At 28.9% G+C, this 22634-nt stretch carries 23 protein-coding genes and 4 tRNA genes; 13 read left to right on the forward strand and 14 right to left on the reverse strand.

Going from position 1 to position 22634, the window contains the following annotated elements; translation table 11 throughout:
• Nucleotides 1–12: 12 nt before the first annotated feature.
• The 4 genes from XO12_RS07070 to XO12_RS07085 are packed head-to-tail and all read left to right on the forward strand — an operon-like array spanning nt 13 to nt 3520.
• Complete coding sequence (locus tag XO12_RS07070) at nt 13–657, forward strand: histidine phosphatase family protein (RefSeq protein ID WP_047266574.1); 645 nt, start codon at nt 13–15, stop codon at nt 655–657.
• Entirely contained in the window at nt 654–1364 is a 711-nt protein-coding gene (locus XO12_RS07075) for a 2-phosphosulfolactate phosphatase (RefSeq protein ID WP_052913279.1), read from the forward strand. Before XO12_RS07070 ends, XO12_RS07075 begins: the two co-directional genes overlap by 4 nt.
• A gap of 17 nt (nt 1365–1381) precedes the next feature.
• Complete coding sequence (locus tag XO12_RS07080) at nt 1382–3052, forward strand: peptidylprolyl isomerase (protein WP_052913280.1); 1671 nt, start codon at nt 1382–1384, stop codon at nt 3050–3052.
• 18 nt (nt 3053–3070) lie between these two features.
• Nucleotides 3071–3520: a flavin reductase family protein gene (locus XO12_RS07085; protein ID WP_047266575.1), complete on the forward strand. Its 450-nt coding sequence runs from the start codon at nt 3071–3073 to the stop codon at nt 3518–3520.
• 50 nt (nt 3521–3570) lie between these two features.
• Here XO12_RS07085 and XO12_RS07090 read toward each other — a convergent pair whose 3' ends face one another.
• The 5 genes from XO12_RS07090 to XO12_RS07110 all read right to left on the reverse strand — a co-directional run bounded on the left by XO12_RS07090 (nt 3571) and on the right by XO12_RS07110 (nt 7864).
• Nucleotides 3571–4677 (reverse strand): DUF362 domain-containing protein, encoded by a 1107-nt coding sequence (locus XO12_RS07090; protein WP_047266576.1) that lies wholly within the window; start codon nt 4675–4677, stop codon nt 3571–3573.
• Between the two features lie 13 nt (nt 4678–4690).
• Nucleotides 4691–5692 carry an elongator complex protein 3 gene (locus XO12_RS07095; protein ID WP_175419998.1) on the reverse strand — a complete coding sequence of 334 codons (1002 nt, stop codon included), beginning with the start codon at nt 5690–5692 and terminating at the stop codon, nt 4691–4693.
• Between the two features lie 326 nt (nt 5693–6018).
• Complete coding sequence (gene speE, locus XO12_RS07100; protein ID WP_047266577.1) at nt 6019–6897, reverse strand: polyamine aminopropyltransferase; 879 nt, start codon at nt 6895–6897, stop codon at nt 6019–6021.
• A 12-nt stretch (nt 6898–6909) separates the two neighbouring features.
• On the reverse strand, nt 6910–7305 hold the full coding sequence (speD, locus tag XO12_RS07105; RefSeq protein WP_047266578.1) for an adenosylmethionine decarboxylase: 396 nt from the start codon (nt 7303–7305) through the stop codon (nt 6910–6912).
• A gap of 25 nt (nt 7306–7330) precedes the next feature.
• Nucleotides 7331–7864, reverse strand: a complete 534-nt coding sequence (locus XO12_RS07110; protein WP_047266579.1) for a cupin domain-containing protein — start codon at nt 7862–7864, stop codon at nt 7331–7333.
• Nucleotides 7865–8176: 312 nt separating this feature from the next.
• Between XO12_RS07110 and XO12_RS07115 the strand changes: the two genes are divergently transcribed.
• The 3 genes from XO12_RS07115 to XO12_RS07125 all read left to right on the forward strand — a co-directional run bounded on the left by XO12_RS07115 (nt 8177) and on the right by XO12_RS07125 (nt 10254).
• Complete coding sequence (locus XO12_RS07115) at nt 8177–8782, forward strand: hypothetical protein (protein ID WP_047266580.1); 606 nt, start codon at nt 8177–8179, stop codon at nt 8780–8782.
• Between the two features lie 30 nt (nt 8783–8812).
• A complete protein-coding gene (fliS, locus tag XO12_RS07120) occupies nt 8813–9274 on the forward strand; it encodes a flagellar export chaperone FliS (protein ID WP_047266581.1) in 462 nt (153 codons plus the stop codon).
• Nucleotides 9275–9408: 134 nt separating this feature from the next.
• Complete coding sequence (locus XO12_RS07125; RefSeq protein ID WP_047266582.1) at nt 9409–10254, forward strand: GNAT family N-acetyltransferase; 846 nt, start codon at nt 9409–9411, stop codon at nt 10252–10254.
• A gap of 54 nt (nt 10255–10308) precedes the next feature.
• Here XO12_RS07125 and XO12_RS07130 read toward each other — a convergent pair whose 3' ends face one another.
• A complete protein-coding gene (locus XO12_RS07130) occupies nt 10309–10842 on the reverse strand; it encodes a GNAT family N-acetyltransferase (protein WP_047266583.1) in 534 nt (177 codons plus the stop codon).
• A gap of 774 nt (nt 10843–11616) precedes the next feature.
• Between XO12_RS07130 and mnmE the strand changes: the two genes are divergently transcribed.
• From mnmE to XO12_RS07160, 6 genes are all read left to right on the forward strand, one after another.
• A complete protein-coding gene (gene mnmE, locus XO12_RS07135) occupies nt 11617–12957 on the forward strand; it encodes a tRNA uridine-5-carboxymethylaminomethyl(34) synthesis GTPase MnmE (RefSeq protein ID WP_175419999.1) in 1341 nt (446 codons plus the stop codon).
• Between the two features lie 8 nt (nt 12958–12965).
• The gene (locus XO12_RS07140) at nt 12966–13673 is read left to right on the forward strand and encodes a hypothetical protein (protein WP_047266585.1); all 708 of its coding nucleotides are present in this window, start codon (nt 12966–12968) and stop codon (nt 13671–13673) included.
• Between the two features lie 89 nt (nt 13674–13762).
• Nucleotides 13763–13838 (forward strand) — tRNA-Pro (locus XO12_RS07145).
• Nucleotides 13839–13860: 22 nt separating this feature from the next.
• Nucleotides 13861–13936, forward strand: a tRNA-Gly gene (locus XO12_RS07150).
• A tRNA-Arg gene (locus XO12_RS07155) sits at nt 13937–14013 on the forward strand.
• Between the two features lie 20 nt (nt 14014–14033).
• Nucleotides 14034–14108, forward strand: a tRNA-His gene (locus XO12_RS07160).
• Nucleotides 14109–14167: 59 nt separating this feature from the next.
• On the opposite strand, the gene XO12_RS07165 is transcribed toward XO12_RS07160, so the two are convergent.
• The 8 genes from XO12_RS07165 to XO12_RS07200 form a co-directional block, all read right to left on the reverse strand.
• Nucleotides 14168–15391, reverse strand: coding sequence for an adenosylhomocysteinase (locus tag XO12_RS07165; protein ID WP_175420000.1), 1224 nt, complete (start codon nt 15389–15391; stop codon nt 14168–14170).
• A gap of 110 nt (nt 15392–15501) precedes the next feature.
• A complete protein-coding gene (locus XO12_RS07170; protein ID WP_047266586.1) occupies nt 15502–16239 on the reverse strand; it encodes a class I SAM-dependent methyltransferase in 738 nt (245 codons plus the stop codon).
• Nucleotides 16236–17393: a PLP-dependent aspartate aminotransferase family protein gene (locus XO12_RS07175; protein ID WP_047266587.1), complete on the reverse strand. Its 1158-nt coding sequence runs from the start codon at nt 17391–17393 to the stop codon at nt 16236–16238. The genes XO12_RS07170 and XO12_RS07175 overlap by 4 nt, the downstream gene beginning before the upstream one ends.
• Nucleotides 17390–18544 (reverse strand): PLP-dependent cysteine synthase family protein, encoded by a 1155-nt coding sequence (locus tag XO12_RS07180; protein ID WP_217683667.1) that lies wholly within the window; start codon nt 18542–18544, stop codon nt 17390–17392. The genes XO12_RS07175 and XO12_RS07180 overlap by 4 nt, the downstream gene beginning before the upstream one ends.
• A gap of 171 nt (nt 18545–18715) precedes the next feature.
• Nucleotides 18716–19828: a KamA family radical SAM protein gene (locus XO12_RS07185; protein ID WP_047266589.1), complete on the reverse strand. Its 1113-nt coding sequence runs from the start codon at nt 19826–19828 to the stop codon at nt 18716–18718.
• A 144-nt stretch (nt 19829–19972) separates the two neighbouring features.
• Nucleotides 19973–20740, reverse strand: coding sequence for an ABC transporter ATP-binding protein (locus tag XO12_RS07190; RefSeq protein ID WP_047266590.1), 768 nt, complete (start codon nt 20738–20740; stop codon nt 19973–19975).
• Nucleotides 20737–21753 carry an iron ABC transporter permease gene (locus XO12_RS07195; protein WP_047266591.1) on the reverse strand — a complete coding sequence of 339 codons (1017 nt, stop codon included), beginning with the start codon at nt 21751–21753 and terminating at the stop codon, nt 20737–20739. The genes XO12_RS07190 and XO12_RS07195 overlap by 4 nt, the downstream gene beginning before the upstream one ends.
• Nucleotides 21750–22634, reverse strand: coding sequence for an ABC transporter substrate-binding protein (locus XO12_RS07200; RefSeq protein ID WP_047266592.1), 885 nt, complete (start codon nt 22632–22634; stop codon nt 21750–21752). The genes XO12_RS07195 and XO12_RS07200 overlap by 4 nt, the downstream gene beginning before the upstream one ends.

Consider the following 22634-nt stretch of genomic DNA (forward strand, 5'->3'; position numbering starts at 1 on the left):
GGGGGAAATGCATTGAAAATATATTTTGTAAGACACGGAATGACGAATTGGAATCTTCAAAAGAAATGGCAGGGTAATGTTGATACTACTTTAAATGATGTAGGTTTAAAACAGGCTGAAAATCTGGGGATAAGATTTAAAAAAGAAGATTATGATATTGTTTATTCTTCACCTTTAAAAAGAGCCTATCAAACGGCTGTTAAAATAGCTGATAATATAAAATCAAAACCTATAATCATAGAAGATTTTAAAGAAGCTCGTGTTAAATTATGGAATGGGTATAGTATAACTGAAGTAAAAGAAAAATTCCCAGAAGAATTTAAATTATGGTCTGAAGATCCCTGGGCTTTTGTAAATGGTGTTGAATCATTGGCTGAAGTTCAGCAAAGAAGTGTAAAGGCATTAAAAAAAATTATATCAGAAAATAGTGTTGATAAAAACATTGTGATTGTATCCCATGCTTTATTAATAAAAACACTGATTTGCTGGATATTGAATTTAAATTTAAATCAACACAGGAATTTTATGCTTGACAATGCATCTGTTTCGATTGTGGAATATAATGAAAATAAATTCAGATTACTGAATTTAAATGAAACATGGCATCTTGATTTAGAAAAAATAGAACATCCCAAAACGGTGGAGGAAGAAGTATGAGACTTTATACATATTTTTTACCTGATGAAAATATTGAAACTCATAAGTATTATATAGTTATAGATACATTAAGAGCTACATCCACAATTGCCACCGCATTGTCTGTCGGAGCATCTTATATTGTTGTTGCTAAAAATCCAGAAGAAGCTTTTAATCTTAAAGATAACAATACACTTCTATTAGGAGAAAGGAATGCTTTAAAAATTTCAGGGTTTGATTATTCTAACTCTCCTTCGGAAATACTAAAAAATGCGGCAGCATTTAAAAATAAAAAGGTGGTTTTATGTACTACAAATGGCTCTAAAGCATTAATAACAGCAAATCTTAGAGGAATAACTATAGCAACATCATTATTAAATTTAAAAGCCGTTTTGCAATATCTAATAGCAAAAAAAGTAGATGATATTGGATTTATCTGTAGTGGCAATGAGGGTAATATATCGCTGGAAGATGTATTTACCGCAGGAAGAATGTTAAGCGTATTATCAAAACAAGATATTACATATTTCAATGATGAATCCTATATTGCTTTAAACATGGCTAACATCCCACATACAAGAATATTACAGTATTCAACACATGCTCAGAAATTAAAGAAAATAGGGTTAGATAAGGATTTAACCATGTGTTTTAATGAAGGGCTTTTAAATGTCGTTCCAATTTCCAAGATGAATAAAAATGAGTTTAAATCTAAAATAGATATATAAAAATCTGGAGGTGTGGTATGAAAAAATTTGTTTTAGTTTTACTATTGGTTGCATTCAGTATTTTAAGTTTTTCTGAGATTATAGGTTATTTAACAAAAAATGGAAAAGTATTGGAAAATTATTATCTGGATGATAAAAGGTTTGAAATTGAGTATTTGAATAGAATCAATTCAATGCAAAAAAATGGTCAGCAGTATGATAAAATGAAAGAACCATATTATATGTTATCTACAATAAAAGATATTTTGAATTACAAAATTCTTGAATATTATGCGAAAGAAAGCGGCTATAAAATAGATATGGATAAAATTAATCAGCAAATTGAAACTTTAACTTCACAATATTTGAGTAATCCTCAAACTAAAGAACAAATAATAAAATATTTTGGTTCAGAAGATAAACTAAAAGAATATTTAAAAGATGCATTAGTTTCAAATGAATATTATAAATTTATAGACGAAAATATTGGAAAAGTTACAGAAAAAGATTTAGATGAATATATCAACAAAAATTTCGAAAATATAAAACTAAGAAATGAAAAAGTTCTTACAAGACATATATTGGTTACAGATGAAGCTACAGCTAATAAAATATTAAAAAATATTAAAAACGGAAATATTTCATTTGAAGATGCTGTAAAAAAATATTCAATAGATACACAATCTGCAAAAAATGGAGGAAAAATTGAATGGGTTGCAAAAAATCAGGTTGTTCCAGAATACTTTGATGCTGCAATTAATGCCAAAATTGGCGAAATTGTTGGGCCCATTAAAACAAACTATGGTTACCATATAATTAAAGTTGATGATAAGAAAGTATATAAATCAATTCAGGATATAAAAGCAGATAATGAACTTATAAATAATCTTAAATTAGAAATCAAAAATGAAAAATTATATAAATGGTACACAGATTATTCCAAAAATTTTGGTTATGCATTAAGATATGAGCCACTTCTTTATGAAGATAGAATTGAAAAAGCTAAAACCATAGAAGAAAAAATTACTATAGAAAAAAAATTATATGATGCTATTAGAACAAATGAAAATGCTCCAGAATTATGGAAAATAAGTTACTTAAATTTAGTAAAAGAATTAAATACATCTTTACCCGAAATGCTTAAGTTAAAAGAAACAATAAATACATATAGAAATAGCACATATATTGAAATGTCAGAAGAAGATATAAGTAAAAACATTGATGAACTTGAAAAAAACATAAAAAATATAAAAGATGAAAAAGAAAAGGCTTCAAAAGAAAAATTAAAAAGAGATATGGAAAATCTTTACTATGCAAAAATTATGTATCCGGAACTTTTTACAGAAAATATGGATATAAATAAAACTAAAGATTATATTAATGAATTGAAAAATAAAGAATTTGAAATATTAAAAGGAATATATATGAAAGATAAAGATATGAATACACTTATAAGATTATATCAATTAAACCCGGATGACCCTGAAATTTCATTTGAATATAATTATTCATATTATCAATACATTAAGCAATATATTCATACACAACCTAAAGATGTTATACAACCAGAACTGGAAAAAACACTTCAGGCATTTGAAAAAATATACTCTTCTACAGACAATTCAGATATAAAAGAAAAATCTAAGAAAGTTATAGATGAAATAAAATCTACATTAAAGAATATGATGGATATAAACGGGAAAAAATAATTTTCTGGAGGATTCATTATGGATGCATTGGGAAAAATATATAATGTTACATCAGTGGTAACAATGAATGTTGATAATAAAATAAACGGAATTACTGTAGCCTGGATAACCAGAGTATCAATAAAGCCAGCTATGATTGCAATTTCAATTGGAAAAAAAAGATACTCTTATGAATTATTAGAGAAAACTGATAGATTTGGTATATGCATATTATCTAAAAAGCAAAAAGATATAGCAAAATTATTTGGAAGCAAAAGCGGAAGAATTTTCAATAAATTTAAAAATATTGAATATGAAATGACAAAAAATAAAATTCCAAAATTAAAAGACATTATAGCTTTTTTTGAGTGTAAAATAATTAATAAAACTGATGCGGGAGATCATGTTATTTATATAGGTGAAATTGAAACTGAAGAATTATTAAGTTTTGAAAAGCCGTTGCTATATGGCGAACATGCATTGATATAAGATTCTATCATATGTGTAAATATAAAAACAAGCCGTTTTACGGCTTGTTTTTATATTTCTATTAATTCATATTCTTTATTTCCAAGGCCAATTTGTTGTGCATGATTTAATCCAGCTTCCCAATCAGCATTTGGATGAACAAATTTGAATTTATCCTCCCCTACAAAATCATGAGAATTGTAAATTTTGCTTCCGGGAAGAGCAGGAGCATTTTTAACCAAGTCAACACTCGCCATATCCAGAGCTACAGGATCAAAAGAAGCAGCGATTCCAATATCCGGGACAATTGGATAATCATTATTTGACCAGCAATCGCAATCCGGGGAAACATTCATTATGAAATTTATATAAAATGCGGGTTTATCTTTTACTATAGCGTATGTGTATTCTGCGATTTTCTTATTCATTATTTCAGATGATTCATTCCAGACCACCTGTGCAGCATTATATTGACAAACAGCAATACATTGACCACAGCCAACACATTTATCGTAATCAATATATGCAATCTTTTTTTCATTGAGATGAATAGCATCATAAGCGCAATTCTTTACACATATACCACAGCCAACACAATTCTTATCTACAATTTTAGGCTGAGATGTTGAGTGTAATTCTAATTTTCCTCCTCTGGATGCACATCCCATTCCCATATTTTTTAAAGTACCACCAAATCCAGCCTGCTCATGCCCTTTAAAATGCGCCATGGAAATAATCACATCACTATCCATTATTACGGTACCAATTTTTGCAGTTTTGCAATAATGTAGATTTATAGGAACCTCTACATAATCAGTACCTTTTAAACCATCAGCTATTATAACATGACAACCTGTTGAATGTGGGTTAAATCCATTTTCATAAGCACTTTGAATATGATCCAACGCATTTGATCTTTTTCCAGAATACAAAGTATTGGCATCTGTTAAAAAAGGTTTCCCTCCAAGTTTTTTAATTAATGCCACAATTCTTGCAGCGTAATTTGGTCTTATATAGGCTAAATTCCCAGGTTCTCCAAAATGAATTTTTATTGCAACAAATTTATCTTTAAAATCAATTTTTTCAATACCAGCTTTTTTTACCAATCTTTCCAGTTTGTCGAGTAAGTTCATACCAGGTCTTGTTCTTAAATTTGTAAAATAAACCTTTGAAGCCATAAAAATCCCCCTTTTATAATATTTCAATTTTTTTCAATAAATCTTCATATGTTATTTTAGTATTATTTAGTAGAAAATATTCTTCATTATGAAATTTGATTTTTGAATTCTCAAGTAAAGGCAAATTTTTCCTTTTAAAACCTATGAAATTTGATTTTAATTTTAATGGAACTGTAAGCCTTTCTTTTTTAAATGTAATCATAATATTTTCAGCTATTTTTGTTCTGACAAGATCGCCAAAAGAATCATGATACGGGCCAGCTACTACATTGTCTCGTTCTTTTCCATATAAACATATACCAAGTCTTATAACCTTTTTTCCTGTAGATTCTATAATTTCTGTCATTTTTGCAGCTTTTTCGACAGCTGTGCCTAATGTTTCGGGAACATACTCTCCTTTTTTAAACATAATTTCCAGTTTTGAATTTTTTAATATGACTGTTGGATGGATTCTTATACTTTTTACTTTTAAAAAAGATGTAATTATTGCTGAGTTTATATCTTTATTATAAGAACTTTCAGGTAATCCAGTCATTAGATGAATGCCATAACTTATATTATTTTTTTCAAGCAGGTCAATAGCGGTCCATACGTCATTTAAAGTATGAGGTCTGTTTGCAGCTTTTAAAATATTGTCGTAAAACGATTGAACACCAATTTCAATAAAATTTATCGAATAGTTTTTTAAAATATTAATTTTTTCGCTGGTTATTTCTTCTGGTGATGTGGAGAATCTTATTCCAAATGCCTTATAATTGTTAATTTTATCTTGAGCCCATTTTAAGTAATATAGCATTTCATCCTCTTTCATTCCTGTAAACGTTGCACCATAAAATGCAATATAGGGTTGGGAATTTTCAGGAAAATAATTTATATATTTTTCGAAGGTTTCATTCATTTTGTTTATGTCGGGTTTTATTCTTATTCCTGTTGCAGAATATTCGTTACAAAATACGCATATTTTTTTGCATCCTGCATGTGGAATGAAAATAGGAATTATATATTCTCTTGACAAAATTCTCACCTCAAAAATCATAATAAGACTGTCTAAAAAGTCTAAAATGAAATGAAGGCTCGAAGATTGCCCTTAAAATTATGAATGGAAGCCGTCAAAAAAACAGGACGTTTTTTTGAGTGAAGCTTTTTCATGGATGAAAAATCTGAGCGACGGCTGAGAATGAATAATTTTAAGGATAAGCAATCGAGCTGCCTGAGTGAATTTGACTTTTTGGACATCGTAATCATAATTTTAAACAGGCTATTATAATTTAAATATATTAAAATTATAACATAAAATTCATCTATAATCCAAAATAAATCGACGGTAAAACCGCCGATTTATTATTTTATACCTATTAATTTTTTTACGAAATTTGGTAATGCGAAACTTGCAACGTGAATTTCTTCGTTATAATATTTTAAAGTTTCTTTCTTTTCAAAGTTTTTAATTTTTTCGGGATTAAAATCTTTTAGCGGGTCTAATCCTTTTGATGCAAAAGTATAACTCCACATACCAGATGGATATGTTGTCATGAATCCCATATAAACTTTTGTAACAGGAAATGCACTTTTTATTCTATTGTAAGCAATTCCAACCCAGGCTCTATCATAAAAAGGATCTTCTGTTTCTGCAGAAAATACACCATTTTCTGTTAATGCATTATTACATGCTTTATAGAAATCTTCAGTAAATAGATGACCGCCTTCTCCAGCTGTAGGATCTGTAGAATCTACGATTATCACATCAAAATAATTTTCAAATTGTCTTACATATTCTGCACCATTTTCATTCACTATTTTTAATTTTGGATTGTCAAATTCAACGCTTGTTGTTGGTAAATAATTTTTTGCTGCTTCAATAACCATTGGATCAATTTCACACAAAATAACTTCTTCAACGGACGGATGTTTTAAAACTTCTCTTGTAGATCCTCCATCACCACCACCAATTACTAAAACTCTTTTAGGTTCTGGATGAATGAACATTGGAACATGGACCAACATTTCATGGTACATAAATTCATCAACTTCTGTTGTCATTGTGATACCATCCAATGAAAACACTCTACCTAATTCTGGATTTTCGAATACATCAACACGTTGATATTCACTTTGGCCTGAAAATAATATTTTATTCATTTTCATAAATAATCCAACATCTCCACCTGTGTACCATTCCATATATAATAAATGTCTTCCTGGTTCTAATTTTTTTTCCATTTTTATCCCTCCTTAAACTTCCACTTTATGTGGTGAGTTTTCAGCTATACCTATTTCTTCATAAACTCCTCTTAAATGTTCTATTGTTTGTGCTCTTTGAGAGTTAAATGCTTTTTTTAAGAATTCAAAGCTTTTCCACGGATCAACATGATCACCGCATGTATAAATATCAACAGAAGCATAACCATATTCTGGCCATGTATGAATAGCAAAATGAGATTCAGAAACTATTACAGCTCCACTCACCCCATGGGGTAAAAACCTGTGGAAAGTTGAGGTTACTATAGTTGCTCCAGATTCAATAGAAGCTTTTTTCATTAATTCTTCTATTTTGTCTACGTCGTCTAATATATCTTTGTCACATTCATAAAATTCTGCTATAATATGTCTTCCTAATGATTTTGCCATTTGCAACCCTCCCCATGGAATTTTTTTATTGTATTTCAATCCATAAAACTTTGGCTTTTTTCTTTTTGCTGGCATTTTTTATATAATGTATTTTATCAGATTTAAAATAAAAAGCATCTCCCGTTTTAGCTTTATATTTTGCATCATCTAACCATAATTCAATATTACCTTCTAAAACATAACCAAATTCAGAACCTTCATGATAATTTTCTTCTTCTGTTTGCGCCAATGGTTCTAATTCTACAATCATAGGTTCTATTTTTTTTACTTCTGTATCTGTCATAAGCAATTCTTCCTTTACACCATCTGGCGTATCATAAATAGGAACCCTTTCACTTTTTTTATAAATAACTTTTTGATCTTCAAAATCAGAAAAGAATTCTTTCAAATTTGTACCCAGTGCTCTTAAAATCATTTCTAAACTTTCAAGGGTAGGCGAAGTTAAATCTCTTTCTAATTGAGAAATAAATCCTCTTGTTAAGTCAGCTCTTACAGCTAATTCTTCTTGAGTCAACCCTCTCGAAAGTCTTAATTTTTTTAACTTTTCGCCTATTTTCATAATATCACCTGTGTTTTATATATGTCTTTTGTGTATTTTATAATAAACAGCTCAAAACCTTTTTAAAAAGTCATTTTATCATAAAACAATAAAATTTTACAATAAAAAAATCTTGTTTTTTGCAATTTTATGAGTAGTATAATAAACAGTACGTTTATTATTATAATCTTTTTTTCTTTTTATGTCAACAATATTCTTGTCAAAAACGTATTTTTAATATTAATTTTTTTTTACATATATTCTTTGTTTTATGAGAAATTAATGTTATAATCAAATTAGACGATATGTATTTAGGATATAGGAGGTATTTTTATGGATAAAATTAAGGTAAAAGTTATTTATGAATCTGATGACCAATCTTATGAAAGAGAATTTTCAAAGGAAGAATTTAATAATTTCAATGAATTGGTGAATTTTTTTCAAACAGAAAAAGCAAATTCTGTATTGACAGGAATGAAAATAAACGAAAAAGAAATTCCAATGAAATATTATGATGAAATAAAAAATGCTTTTTTCGAAGGCGGAGAGAATATAGAATTGATATTTGACGATCTTTATGGTCTTGTCAAAAAACTCTTATTGGAAGGAAAACAATACATATTCAAAATAGAAAATTCACTTAGTTCAATATCAAAGGAAATCATGCTGAATACTCAAGAAGGTCATAAAATGATAAAAGCCCTCGCTGAAGGACTACAAGCAATGAATACTATTCTTTCACAGGCATCTAAAGTATTAAATAAAACTTTTATTACAGAAGAAGAAATGGAAAAACAAAAAGAAATTCTGGAAAAAATAATAGAATCACAAAGTATTTCAGATAATGTTGAAATTTCAGATATCATTGATTATGAATTTTCTGAAATTCTGGAAATTTTCAAAAAAGCATTTGAAAGAGCCATCGATGAAATTGAATAAGAATAAAGTATATACACCGGAGGTGTGAAAATGTATCAACCAAATAATTTTCAAACAAATAATTTTCAAAACGCCAACAATAGATATGTTGAAAACATGGTTAAAACTGCAAGTCCAGCAAAATTAGTGGAATTGTTATATTTGAATTCTATAGAGCGTTTAAATAGAGCTGTTAATATGATAAAAAATAAAAAAATTGCAGAAGCTCATAATCAGATTGTTAGAGTTGAAGATATTATTATGGAATTAAATTTATCATTAGACATGGAAAAAGGAGGAGAAATTTCTAAAAATTTAAGAGCTTTATATAATTATATGTATAGACGTCTTTTAGATGCTAATTTAAATAAAGATATAGAAATATTAGAAGAAGTAAAATCACTTTTAAATACACTATTAGAAGCGTGGAGAGAAGCTATGAAGCAGGCAAGCGATGTTGTAAAACAGCAAGTTAATCAAGGGCAAAGGAAAGGTTTGGATATTTCAACATAAATAAATTTCAAAATATAATGCAAAAATAGATATCTATGAAAATATAAAAACAGATGTTAAACATCTGTTTTTATATTTTTTGTGATATAATTTTAATAGGAAGGTAAAATTTTTTTAAGTTAGGGGGGAGTTTTATGGAATTTAAAAAAGCGAGTGAAGTCCCTAAGATTACAATTGTTGATCTCGTAAATGAAACATTTAAAGACTATTCTGTTCCTATAAACTGGACTATGACATCGTTTGAATATGATTTAAGAGAAAATTCGATTTCTCTTGATGATTCCTATATAGTATATGAAGATAATAAACCAATAGGTTTTTCTCTTGTCTCAATTAGAGGAGCAAGAGGAAGAATAGATGCTTTTGGATTCTTGAAAGAATTCAGACTTAAAGGTTATGGTTCGGAATTATTATATTATACTCTGGAAAAGATGAAGTGGAAAGGTATAACTAAAATAACATTAGAAGTTGTTGATGAAGAGACAAGTGCAAAAAAATTTTATAAGAAACACGGATTTAAAGAACGTCGAATACTTGAAAGTTTTATAAAATATCTTGATAAAACTGATGATACAAAATTTAAATATGTGGAAACTGATAATAAATATATACACGATAGAGCGGTAGAAGCATTACATTATATAGGTAGAAATCCAAACTGGCAGCGAGAACCTAAAACGCTCGAATTATCCAGAGAACGTTATAAAATGGAAAGAATCATTCAAAAAGGTTTTACGATTGGTTATGTTGTATGGGGCAAAACAAAAGAAGGAGTTTTTATTGTAGATGTTTCACCAATTGTGGATACTACAAAATATGAAGAAATATTAAAGGATTTAATCAATAGATTTGCAAATATGAATTTTAAAAATATAACTATAGTATCTTTACCAGAAAATGATCCATTATATGAATTAATAAAAAAATATGAATTTACACCATTCTTAAAGCAAGTAGAGATGGAAAAAAGGATTCATTAAAAAAGCAGCGTGATTTACGCTGCTTTTTTAAAAAACATAAATTATTTAAAAAATCTAAAATGACGTCCATTCATTTCTTAACAACCCCATTATTATTTCGTCATGATATTTACCTTCTCTGAATATTTCTTCTCTAAGTATGCCTTCAATTTTGAATCCAACTTTTTCATAAGATTTTATAGCTCTTTTATTAAAACTAAAAACGTGTAACTTTACTTTATTAACATTCATTTCATTGAATATAAAATTTATCAGCACTTTCATGGCATCTGTGCCATATCCTTTATTCCAGAATGGTTTACCCAGAAAAATTCCAACAGTTGTTACAGAATTTTTCCAGTCTACACTAACAATTCCACATCCACCTATATATTTATTGTCTTCTTTTCTTTCTATAGCAAAACTGTAATTATCTGCTTTCATAGGGTTTAGTTTTTCATACCATTTTAGTTCATCTTCATAACGGAATGGAAGAGGTATTCCTGGCATTAAATATTTTTTTACATCAAAATCATTTATGTATTCTAATATATTAGCTATATCATCTTTTGAGTATGCTCTTAATCGAATTAATTTTCCTTCATACATTTGAAATCCCCCCTCTGTTATTTGCGTATATTATAACAAAATTTATTTTGTTTGTCAATAATAAAAATTTACCGAAGTTGTAAATATAAAATTTGCAAATGCTGATCTCGTTCAGACGCTCATTTGCTTATATGATAAAATTATAATAAAAAACTTTGGAGTCATTATTAGGTACAAAATATTTCTCAAAATAATATCTCGTTCAAGCGGTGAAATTTCTAATCTTCAAAATTTTTCATTCTCGCCGGTCGCTCAGACTCGCATCCATGCTCGGCTTTGCTCAAAATCACATCCATGTGATTTTGACCGGCTCCATTCAAAATTTTTTCAGGAAATTTCAAGCTTTCTCTCATATTATTTTTTGAAATATTTTGTTATTAGTCCTAAAAGAATATGATAGTCATAAAAAATTATTTATAATTGTTTGCAAATTTTATCTATTATAAATTATATATGATTAATAATAATAACGAATTATAATCTGAGAAAAGGCTTGAAAATTCCCGAGTTAAATATTTGCGTGAGCTGTCAAAAAAACAGGACGTTTTTTTGAGCGAAACCATTGCATGGATGCAATGTTTGAGCGACAGCGGTAAGCAAATATTTAATGAGGATTAAGAATTTTCACCGCCTGGACGAAGATTGTGATTCGTTATTATTATTTCCTCATATTTCTATAAATTTTTATTATTTACAATAAAAGATAATAATAGTAAAAAAGTATATGATTTAATATGATATAATATATCAGAAAACTTTTTTGGGAGTGATTTTATGATTTTTGATACAATTGCTGCAATTTCAAGCCCTATTGGAACAGGAGCTATAGCTGTTATAAGATTAACAGGGGAAAACACTATTAACGTTATAAAATCTCTTTTTAACATACATGCTCCTGAACCAAAAAAAATGTATTATGGCTGGATTAAAGAAAAAGATTATGTAATAGATGAAGTTACATGGGTTTATCATAAAGGGCCAAAAAGTTATACTGGAGAAGATATGCTTGAGATATTCTGCCATGGCGGTATATTAGTAACAAAAAAAATTTTAGAAAAAATAATGACGTTGAATGTAAGAGAAGCTTTACCAGGAGAGTTTTCCAAAAGAGCTGTTATGAATAGAAAAATGAATTTGTTAAAAGCGGAAGCTATTAATGAATTAATTCATGCCAATTCAGATTTCGCATTGAAAGCTGCAACAAATCAAATGGATGGTAAATTGTCAAAAAGAATAGAGATAATAAAAAAAGAATTATTTAATATTGCTGCCAGAATTGAGGTTGAAATGGATTATCCAGATGATTTTGAAGTTGATAATTTTCAATTTTTAAAATCATTAAATACAATAAAAGCAGAGTTAGAGGAATTATATGAAAACGCTGATAACGGAATATCCGCAATAGAGGGAATTAAAATGGCTATCGTCGGAAAACCAAATGCTGGTAAATCCACATTATTAAATGCTTTGTTGAGAAAAGATAGAGCAATTGTAACAGATATTCCCGGAACAACAAGAGATACGATTGAAGAGAATTTAAATATTAGAGGAATTTTTATAAAAGCTATTGATACTGCAGGGATTAGAAAAACTGAAGATGTTGTGGAGAAAATAGGTGTGACACGCTCATTAAAAGCTATTGAAGAGTCAAAACTTATATTATTTGTATTGGATAATTCAGTTGGCATAGATGAATACGATAAAGAAATATATAATAAAATAAATAAATTAAATAAAGAAGTCATTATTGTTATTAATAAATCAGATATTGATAATGAGGATAATTTTGAAATTCCGTGGAAAGAACATGAAGTTGTTAGAATTTCAGCATCCAAGGGTGAAATAAAAAATCTTGAGGATTTAATATATAACAAATTAAAGGATACTGTAATTACGGATGAATTAGCGCTTACAAACAGAAGACAAAAAAATGCTGTAAAAAAAGCCATTGATTCTATAATTAAAGCTATAGAGGGAATTGAATTAGGATTAACAAATGATGCAATAATGTTTGATGTTAGAAAAACAATAGAAGCTTTAAATGAATTAACAGGGGATGATTATACAGAAACATTATTGGATAATATTTTTGGTAATTTTTGTGTTGGAAAGTAGGTGATGATATGAACTATTTGATTTTATCTATTATTTTAGGACTAATTCCTTTTATACAACTCTTTGTTAAAGGTTGGCTCTTTTTTGGAGTTTCCTTAATAGCTTTTATTATTTATTATCAGATTTTAAAGCTAAAAGGGAAAGAGGTATTTTCATTCTTAGCGGGAACTATAATTGGCAGCGAAGCCATAGCCTTACTTTTTGGATTTACAAATTATTTTATATTATTTTATTTGTTAGTTGTTTCTGGAATTTTTCTTGTTGCCGCAAATGAAGAAAAAAAATTTGATATATTGAAAAATTATATTAGAAATAATAATTTTAAACCTGAAAACTGGAGATATTATCATTTGTTTTTTGGTCGGGGTGAAATTTCCTCAATTGAAGAAATCGGAAAATTGCTTTCTTCAACTTTAGCTATAGGTAATAATTATATTGCTTATTCTTTTAAAATGCCAAACGGCGACTATTTTAATCAGATAATATATAAAAATGAAATCGAGTCTTATAATTTGTATGATATAAAAGGAAATCAGGAATTTTATTATCCAAAAATTAGAGATTTATTTTTACCAAATAAACGAATAAGAACTTTACATAAACCATTTTTAGAAAGTTTTTGTTTAACCATAGCATTAAAAAACGGAGAAGTGATTTCATTTTATGAAGAACCCGATGTTTTACAAAAAATAATAGATGATTTGGATAATTTATAATTTGTAAAAATCTTGAAATATTTTTTTACTTGACAGATAGCGATTTTTGTGGTATTATAATTCACGGACATCTGATGAAGATGATGTGTCGGAGCGTAGCGCAGATGGTAGCGCGCCGGTCTTGGGAACCGGAGGTCGCTGGTTCGATCCCAGTCGCTCCGACCAGAAGGTGGCGTATTTTTTATGTGCGGCTGTAGTTCAATTGGTAGAACACTGGCCTTCCAAGCCAGGGGTTGCGAGTTCGAGTCTCGTCGGCCGCTCCAGCGCCCATAGCTCAATAGGATAGAGCATTGGATTTCTAATCCAAGGGTTGGGGGTTCGAGTCCCTCTGGGCGCGCCACCTTTTTTTATTTAGAGATGGTGGCATTAGTTCAGTGGTAGAACGCCTGACTGTGGATCAGGATGTCGTGGGTTCAAATCCCACATGCCACCCCAAAAAGGGAGCTTACGCTCCCTTTTTATTTTTTTAGTATGTTCTTATTCGGTGTTTTAATTTATTTCCAGCTATTTAAATATGCGATTTGTTCCGGAGTTAATTCGTCAATTTCAATACCCATAGTCTTTAATTTTATTTTTGCAATTTTTATATCAACTTCATACGGCACCGGTTTTACATCAACCTCTATATTCCCTTTATTTTCTTTTAGGTATTTAGCTCCTTCAAGTTGTAATGAAAAGGACAAATCCATTATTTCTACAGGATGTCCATCTCCATTTACTAAATTTACAAGTCGTCCCATTCCAAGCAAATATAACTTATTGCCATTTGGCATTGTATATTGAGTCACACCATTTCTAACCTCTGTTTTTTCAACTTTAATTCTTTCTAAATCTGCAACTTTAACTTCTATATCAAAATGTCCTGCGTTAGCTAAAACCACACCATCTTTCATATTTAAAAAGTGTTTTTCAACAATAACATCCGTATCACCTGTAACGGTTATAAAGAAATCCCCAATTTTAGCAGCTTCATCCATAGGCATGACTTCAAAACCGTCCATAACTGCCTCTATTGCTTTTATAGGATCAACTTCTGTAATAATGATCTTTGCACCCAATCCTTTTGCTCGCATGGCAACACCCTTACCACACCATCCATAACCCGCAATTACAACATTTTTACCAGCAACTGTTAGATTTGTAGATCTTATAATTCCATCCCATGTTGATTGCCCAGTTCCATATCGATTATCAAATAAATATTTCATATACGAATCATTTACATCTATTACAGGAACCTTTAATTCCCCATCCTTTAATAATGCTTTATATCTTTTAATGCCTGTTGTAGTTTCTTCGTTTATTCCCCAGATATTTTCTAATAATTCCGGATATTTTTCTATAATTCTAACCCCTAAATCAGCACCATCATCGATAACAATATTGGGCTTAATGGAAAGCACTTTATCTATGTTTTTCCAGTATAGTTCTTCATCGGTAGAGCGTTTAGCATAAACATTAACGCCATATGTTTTTAGCGCCTCAGCTACATCATCCTGTGTAGACAACGGATTGCTACTTGTTATTGCTACATTTGCTCCTAATTCGTGTAATACAACGGCAGTATATGCAGTTTTTGCTTCAAGATGAATACTCATTGAAATATTAATTCCTTTAAACGGTTGTTCTTCCATATACATATCTTTTAAAGTGTTTAACACTTTCATATGCTGTTTGACCCATTCAATCTTTTTTCTTCCTGATTCTATTAATTCCATTTTTATCCCTCCACTTTCAATGAATTTATGCGATTCTCTTTTTTATTTTGTTTTTTATATTTCCTTAATGTTTTTTGGTTTATCTTTGAAAATGCTATGAGATATAATTATTATACCATACTTAATACGGCTTTATATAAATAAATCTTTTTATCATCAACAGTACAATATGCTTCTAAAGGATCTGCATTTGTTTTAGTAAATATTTCTTTACTTATATTTTTTATTTCGTTTAAAGAAAATCCAGGATGAGTATCTTTTAAATCTTCTAATATTTCCTCATGTTCATGTTTTAATATATCTATTATTATAGCTTTTCCATTTTTATTCAAAACGTTTCTAAAACTTTTTAAAACTTTTTCTGGCTCTAAAAAATGGTGGAAAGCCAATGTAGATATAACTACATCAAATTTTTCTGGTTTTTTCTCCTTATAATAATCATTAGAAATTAAAATTGAATCTTTAATCCTTTCGGCAATTCCCCAAATAGTTTTTATATTTCTTTCTTCCAATCTATTCAGCATGCTAGGAGTTAAGTCTAATGCATAAGGATCAACAGAAATCCCTTTTTCTTTTAAGTTCATTATTATTTTTTCCGTAAAAAACCCCGAACCAGCAGCAACATCAAGAAGGCGTATATGTTTATTATTTAATGTAACTATTTCATTGGATATTTCTTCAACAATAACATTTATACATTTATCGTTTAGATATGATTTTACAATTTCGTCTCTGTCTGGAGCTTCTTCTTCAAAATGTTTTATTTGCTCAATAAATTCATTTATTTCATTTTTTTCATACCCTAATTTTTTTAAAAATATTTCTATTTCTTTAAAAGAAATCTTCATTTTTTCACCGCCTTAAAACCTTTTTCTAAATCTTCAATTAAATCTTCAACATCTTCTATTCCGACTGAAACTCTTATCAATGAATCTTTAATTCCTATTTTTAATCTTTCTTCTTTTGAAATTGCTGAATGAGTCATTAATGCTGGAAGTTCTATTAAAGATTCGACTCCACCTAAGCTTTCTGCCAAAGAAAAAAACTCTAAATTTTCAACAAACTTTTTTGCCTCTTCTAAATCTCCTGTTAATTCAAAAGATAACATGCCACCAAATCCTTTCATTTGTTCTTTAGCTAATTCATGCTGAGGATGGGAAGCAAGTCCAGGATAATATACTAGTTCGACTTTTGGATGATCCTCTAAATACTTGGCTATAATCATAGCATTTTTTTCATGTTTTTCCATCCGTAAGGAAAGAGTTTTAATTCCCCTCATAACCAGCCATGAATTAAAAGGAGATAAAACTGCACCTACGGCATTTTGATGATATTTTATTTTTTCATATAATAATTCATCATTTACCATTATAGCTCCGCCTACAACATCTGAATGTCCGTTTATATATTTTGTTATACTATGTAAGACTATATCTGCACCTAAATCCAGTGGATTTTGAAAATAAGGACTGGCAAATGTATTATCCACAACGGTTATTAAATTTTTATTTTTTGATAATTCTGATAAAGCCTTAATATTGGCAAGTTTTAATAATGGGTTTGTGGGAGTTTCAATCCATATGAGTTTTGTATTACCTTTTATAGCCTTTTCAACTTTATTTAAATCTCTAAAGTCTTCATAACTAGCTTCTATTCCAAATCTTTTTAGTACTTTATCAAATAACCTTTTTGTTCCACCATATAAATCATCAAATGCAATTATATGATCCCCTTTTTCTAATAAAGAAAGAATTATTGTCGTTTCGGCAGCCAATCCAGAAGAAAATGCCAATCCGAATTTTGCATTTTCAATAGAGGCTAACTTTTTTTCTAAGTTATCGCGGGTGGGATTACCACTTCTTGAATATACAAATCCATTTTCTACATCCTCGAGACTTTTTTTAGCAAAAGTTGTAGATAAATGTATTGGGTATATAGCATCACCGTGTTGAGTATCATCTGGCACTTCACCTATATGTACAGCTTTTGTTGAAAACTTCATAATAACACCTCCAAAATTTTTTCATCATTTATTTTAATGTTGTTTTTTATTAGCCAATCATCATTAAATATCTTCGTTAAATAACTTCTTCCACTATCGGGAAATATTATTACAATTTTTTTCCCTTTTATATTATTATCTTTAATATATTTAATAGTTCCAAATAACGCAGCACCAGAAGAACCTCCAACAAGAATTCCTTCTTTTTTGGCGATGAATCTTGTCATAGAAAATGATTCTTGATCTCCAACGACAACCATATCATCAATAGAATCGAGATCTACAGTTTCAGGAATCAAATCTTCACCAATGCCCTCAACTAAATATGTATGTGCATGTTCTAAAGCTTTTTTTATATCCATTCCGTCTTTTACTAATTTATATATAGATCCTACTGTATCAATACCTATAATTTTTGTATTACTGCGTTCTTTAAAATATTTTGATATCCCTGTTATTGTTCCTCCAGTTCCCACACCAGCAAAAATATAGTCTAACTTACCATCAAATTGTTCCCATAACTCTTTTGCGGTTATAATGTAATGTGATTCAGGATTATATTTGTTTTCATATTGATTTGGTGAATATGCGTAAATATTTGGTTTAATATCTTCTTTTAAAATTTCTTTAAGTTTATCCAGGTCATTATTATTTACCAACTGTTGAACATATTCAACAATATTTTTAATTTCTAAAATGTCAATTTTTTTATTCTTTTTCCATATCAATTTTTTTATTACTTCTGAAACGCTGTAATATGAATTTGGATCATCTGGTTTTACATTTGTTGGTGTTCTAACTACAAAAGCTCCATATGCTTTTAATAAATATTCTTTCTCGAGACTTACTTTTGAGGGCATTGTAAAAATCAATTTATTTCCATATTTAATTGCATATAAAGCTAATCCTACTCCGGTATTTCCAGATGTTGGTTCGATTATTATTGTATCGGAATTTATCATGTTTTCTTCTCGGGCTTTCTGAAGCATATATACACCCATTCTGTCCTTTATACTTCCACCTGGGTTAAAATATTCTATTTTTGCATATAATTTATTTTCAATATTAAAATATGATTCAATAGCTTTTAACCTCATTGATGGCGTATTCCCAATTAATCCCAATACATTTTCAAATAAATTCGTTTCCATAAACAACATCCTCCTTGTTATTTTTTTAACTTTCAAATAGGATAAAAAATGTCTATTATTATTTTATCAAATACGATAAAAAAAGTCAACTTTTATTTTGTAACAAAAAAAGGCATGGAATCCCATGCCTTGTTATAAAATATTAAAAATTAATGATAAATAAAAGCTTGTTTATATTAAAGGATTATCCACAATATATTCTTCAACTAATTCTTTATAATCATCTAACCAATATGCATTTGGATTTCTTTTGTAGATCATAAATTTACCTGCATTTTCAGGATTATGAGCTCTCTGATATCTAAAGATTATATGTTCTTTTGTTAATCCAGCCACTTCAATTTTTCCTGTTTCATGAGACATAGCAAATCTTGCTCTTTTTGCAAGTCCTGAAACATTAGCAATTGCTTTTAAAAATATTTGATAGCCTTCTTCTATAGTTAAAGCAAAAGGTTTATTTCCTGCAACAGGTCTTCCCTGAAATACATAATATGGTGGGACACCTATAAATGATAATTTTTTAAACAATTCCATTAGAGTTTTCCAATCTGCATTTACACTTTTTATTAAAGGTGTTTGATTTGCCAGGATAGCTCCAGCTTTGAGTAACATATTTACAGCTTTTATTGCAACATTTGTAATTTCATTAGGATGATTGAATTGTGTCATTATATATATTTTCTTTTCATCGGTAGAATATTTTTTTATCATGTCAATTAATTTATTGTCTTCGATTATTCTATATGGATTAAATGCAACCATTTTTGACCCTATTCTTATAATTTGAACGTGTTCAATTTCGCGTATTTGCTTTATGATATTTTCTAATTTTTCTGTAGATAATAATAACGGATCTCCACCTGTTAATAATACATTTGTTATTTCTTTGTGTTGCTTTATATATTCGAGATCTTCACTTACATCTCTGACAACTTCTGCACCAATGTTTATAAATAACCTTTTTCTAAAACAAAATCTACAATATCCTCCACATACATCATTTACAAGCAACAAAGCTGTATCCCTGTATTTGTGTTGCAATCCTTTACTTATGGTATATGACTTTTCATTTGAAGCATCCAACTTTCCCCATTCGTCTAACTCTCCAATTTGTGGGATTATGAGATTTCTAATTGGATCATTTGGATCATCCCAGTTTATAAGTCCTAAATAATAATCATTTGCTCTGAATTTATATTTTTCTGTAACTTTTTTTAGTTCTTCTTTTTCTGCTTTGGTTAATTGATTTACTTTATCAATATTAACAATATACTTCACACCCAATTGAAATACCCCCTTTTAAAATATTATAATCGAAACATTAGCATAACCAAAACATTAGCATAACCGAAACATTAGCATTTGAAAAGAAAGAATAATTTAGAACATTTATATAAATTATACTAATTAAATTATAACATAACTGTGTCAATATTCAAAAACAACCTGTGGTTTCCCTTTTTTAGGGTGTTTTGTTATTATACAATCTATATTGAAAATTTCCTTCATTATTTTCTCAGTTATAACATTTTCTGGAGAACCAGAATATTTAATTTTCCCATCTTTAAAGATATATATTCTATCAGAATATAATGATGCCAGATTAACATCGTGGAATATTGACAATATACTTTTTTCATATTTAATCGATTCGTCTTTTACCATTCGTATTAATTGCTGAGTATAACCTGGATCTATTTGAGATACAAACTCATCCAGTAATAATATATCAGTATTTTGAACCAGCGCTCGTGTTAACATAACCCTTTGTTTTTCACCACCACTGAGATAATTATAAATTCTATCTTTAAATTTTAAAGTATTTGTTTTTGTCATAATTTTTTCTACGATTTTTTCATCACTGCTTGAAAATAATGTTTCATAAGGAATTCTTCCCGATGAAATTATATTTTCTACTGTAAATTCAAATGATGTGAAGAATTCCTGTGGAACCACGGCTATCTTTTTATACAATTCTCTTTTAGTATAATCTTCTATTTTTTTTCCAGCTATTATAATTTTTCCTTTATTTTTCTTTTCTAATAATGTTAATAATTTTAATACAGTAGTTTTACCTGAACCATTTGGTCCAATTATTGAAACGAATTCTCCTTTTTTTATATACATATGATCTATTTTTAACCTAAAATGATTATTATATGAAAACTCAAGATTTTCAATTTCTAATATTTTCATATTTTTTTTCCTCTTTTCATAATAATAATAAAAATAGGAGCTCCTATTAATGATGTTGTTATACCTATGGGTAATTCTGTAGGTCTGAACAAATATCGTGAAAACAGGTCTGCAAACCCCAGGAATATTCCTCCATATATTAAAGCTCCTATTGTAGAGTAATGTATATCTGGACCTGTAATTTTTCTTACAAGATGAGGTATTATCAGACCAACAAATCCAATTATTCCAGCTTTTGATACAACTATAGATACTGCCAGAACATTAATGCCAAGTACTATTAATTTTATTTTTTCAGGATTTATTCCGGAAAAAATTGAAATGTCATCTCCCATCGCTACAACTTCTATGTGCTTTTTTAATATAAAATTAATTGCAATTTGTAAGAGTAAAAATACAATTAATATTGTCAGGTCAGACCATACAATATTTCCCGTACTTCCCATAAGCCAGAAGTTTATATGTAATAAATTTTGCCAGAATAAGACAGTAAACAGAGTAGAAATAGAATTAAATACAAATCCAACGATAACTCCACTTAATATTAAAGATATAACAGGAAATTTTTTACCTTCTCTTGCTAATGAAAAAGTTATTATTGTTGCAGTTAATGCAGAAATAAATGAAAAAAATTCTATCCCAAAAGGCAAATCAATCCCATATACACTTTTAAGTGCAGTGTATATAATAGCGCCAAAACTTGCTCCGGAGGATATACCAATAATAAATGGATCCGCAAGAGGATTTTTTATTATCATTTGAAAATCATTTCCCGCAATTGCTAAGATTGCACCAATAATAATCGTTCCCAATATTCTTGGTAATCTTAAATTGAAAATTATTTTATTATACAAAGAATTTGAAGATACATTAAAAAAGGATAAAACAACATCTTTAAATGGAATCTTAACTGTTCCTAATGATGTAAATAATATTATAGAAAATAGTATAAAAATTAGCCCAAATATCAGGGAAAAAAACGGGGAAACTTTCCCCGTTTTTAATATTTTCATCTGTTTTCACTGAAGAGTTTGTTGAGCTCTCCTAACAAATCTATTAATCCAGTATTTGGCAAAGAAGCTTTATTTCCGTCTATTATAAACACCTTAGAATTTTTCACGGCATTAACATCTTTAAATTGTTCTGCATTCATTATTAGATTATAAGCGCCTTTATCCCCAGGATAATAAGAAGGAACCAAAATTATATCCGGATTTTCCTTTACTACAAATTCTGGCCCTATTGCAAACCAACCATTGTTTCCTGTATATGGAGCAGTTACATTTATTCCACCAGCATATGTAATTAATTCATTTAAATACGAACCGGTACCACATGTCCACATTTGTGATACACTACCGTATGCGGATAAATATATTACCTTTGGCTTATTTTTCCACGAAAATGAATTTTTTGCAATGTTTAACATTCTAACTCTTAACTTTCGCGAATAGTCCTGAGCAGTTTTGCCTTTTCCAAGTATTACACCTACAAGGGATAAATCTCTAAACATTTCATTTAATGTGGTGGGATTTATTACAAAAGATTTGATTCCAAATTTTTCTAATTTTGATACTTCGCCTTCCTGAAAACCACCGGTTAATAATACAACATCTGGATTTAGAGAAATTATTTTTTCCACATTTAGAGGCATCATATTTCCTATTTTTTCAACATCTGTTATATAAGAATCAAAATCTGTAACACCTACAACTTTATCTTTTGCACCTAATTTGATTATAAAATCAGAAATGGCTGGAGCTGCAACAACAATTCTTTCAACTTCTTTGTCAAATTTCACTACTCTTCCTAAATCATCCACAAGAGTTACTGGTTGAAAAGCAAACAAAGATAATGATAACACCAATAATAACGTCAAAAATACCTTTTTCAT

Source organism: Marinitoga sp. 1154 (assembly GCF_013363285.1).
GTDB lineage: Bacteria > Thermotogota > Thermotogae > Petrotogales > Petrotogaceae > Marinitoga.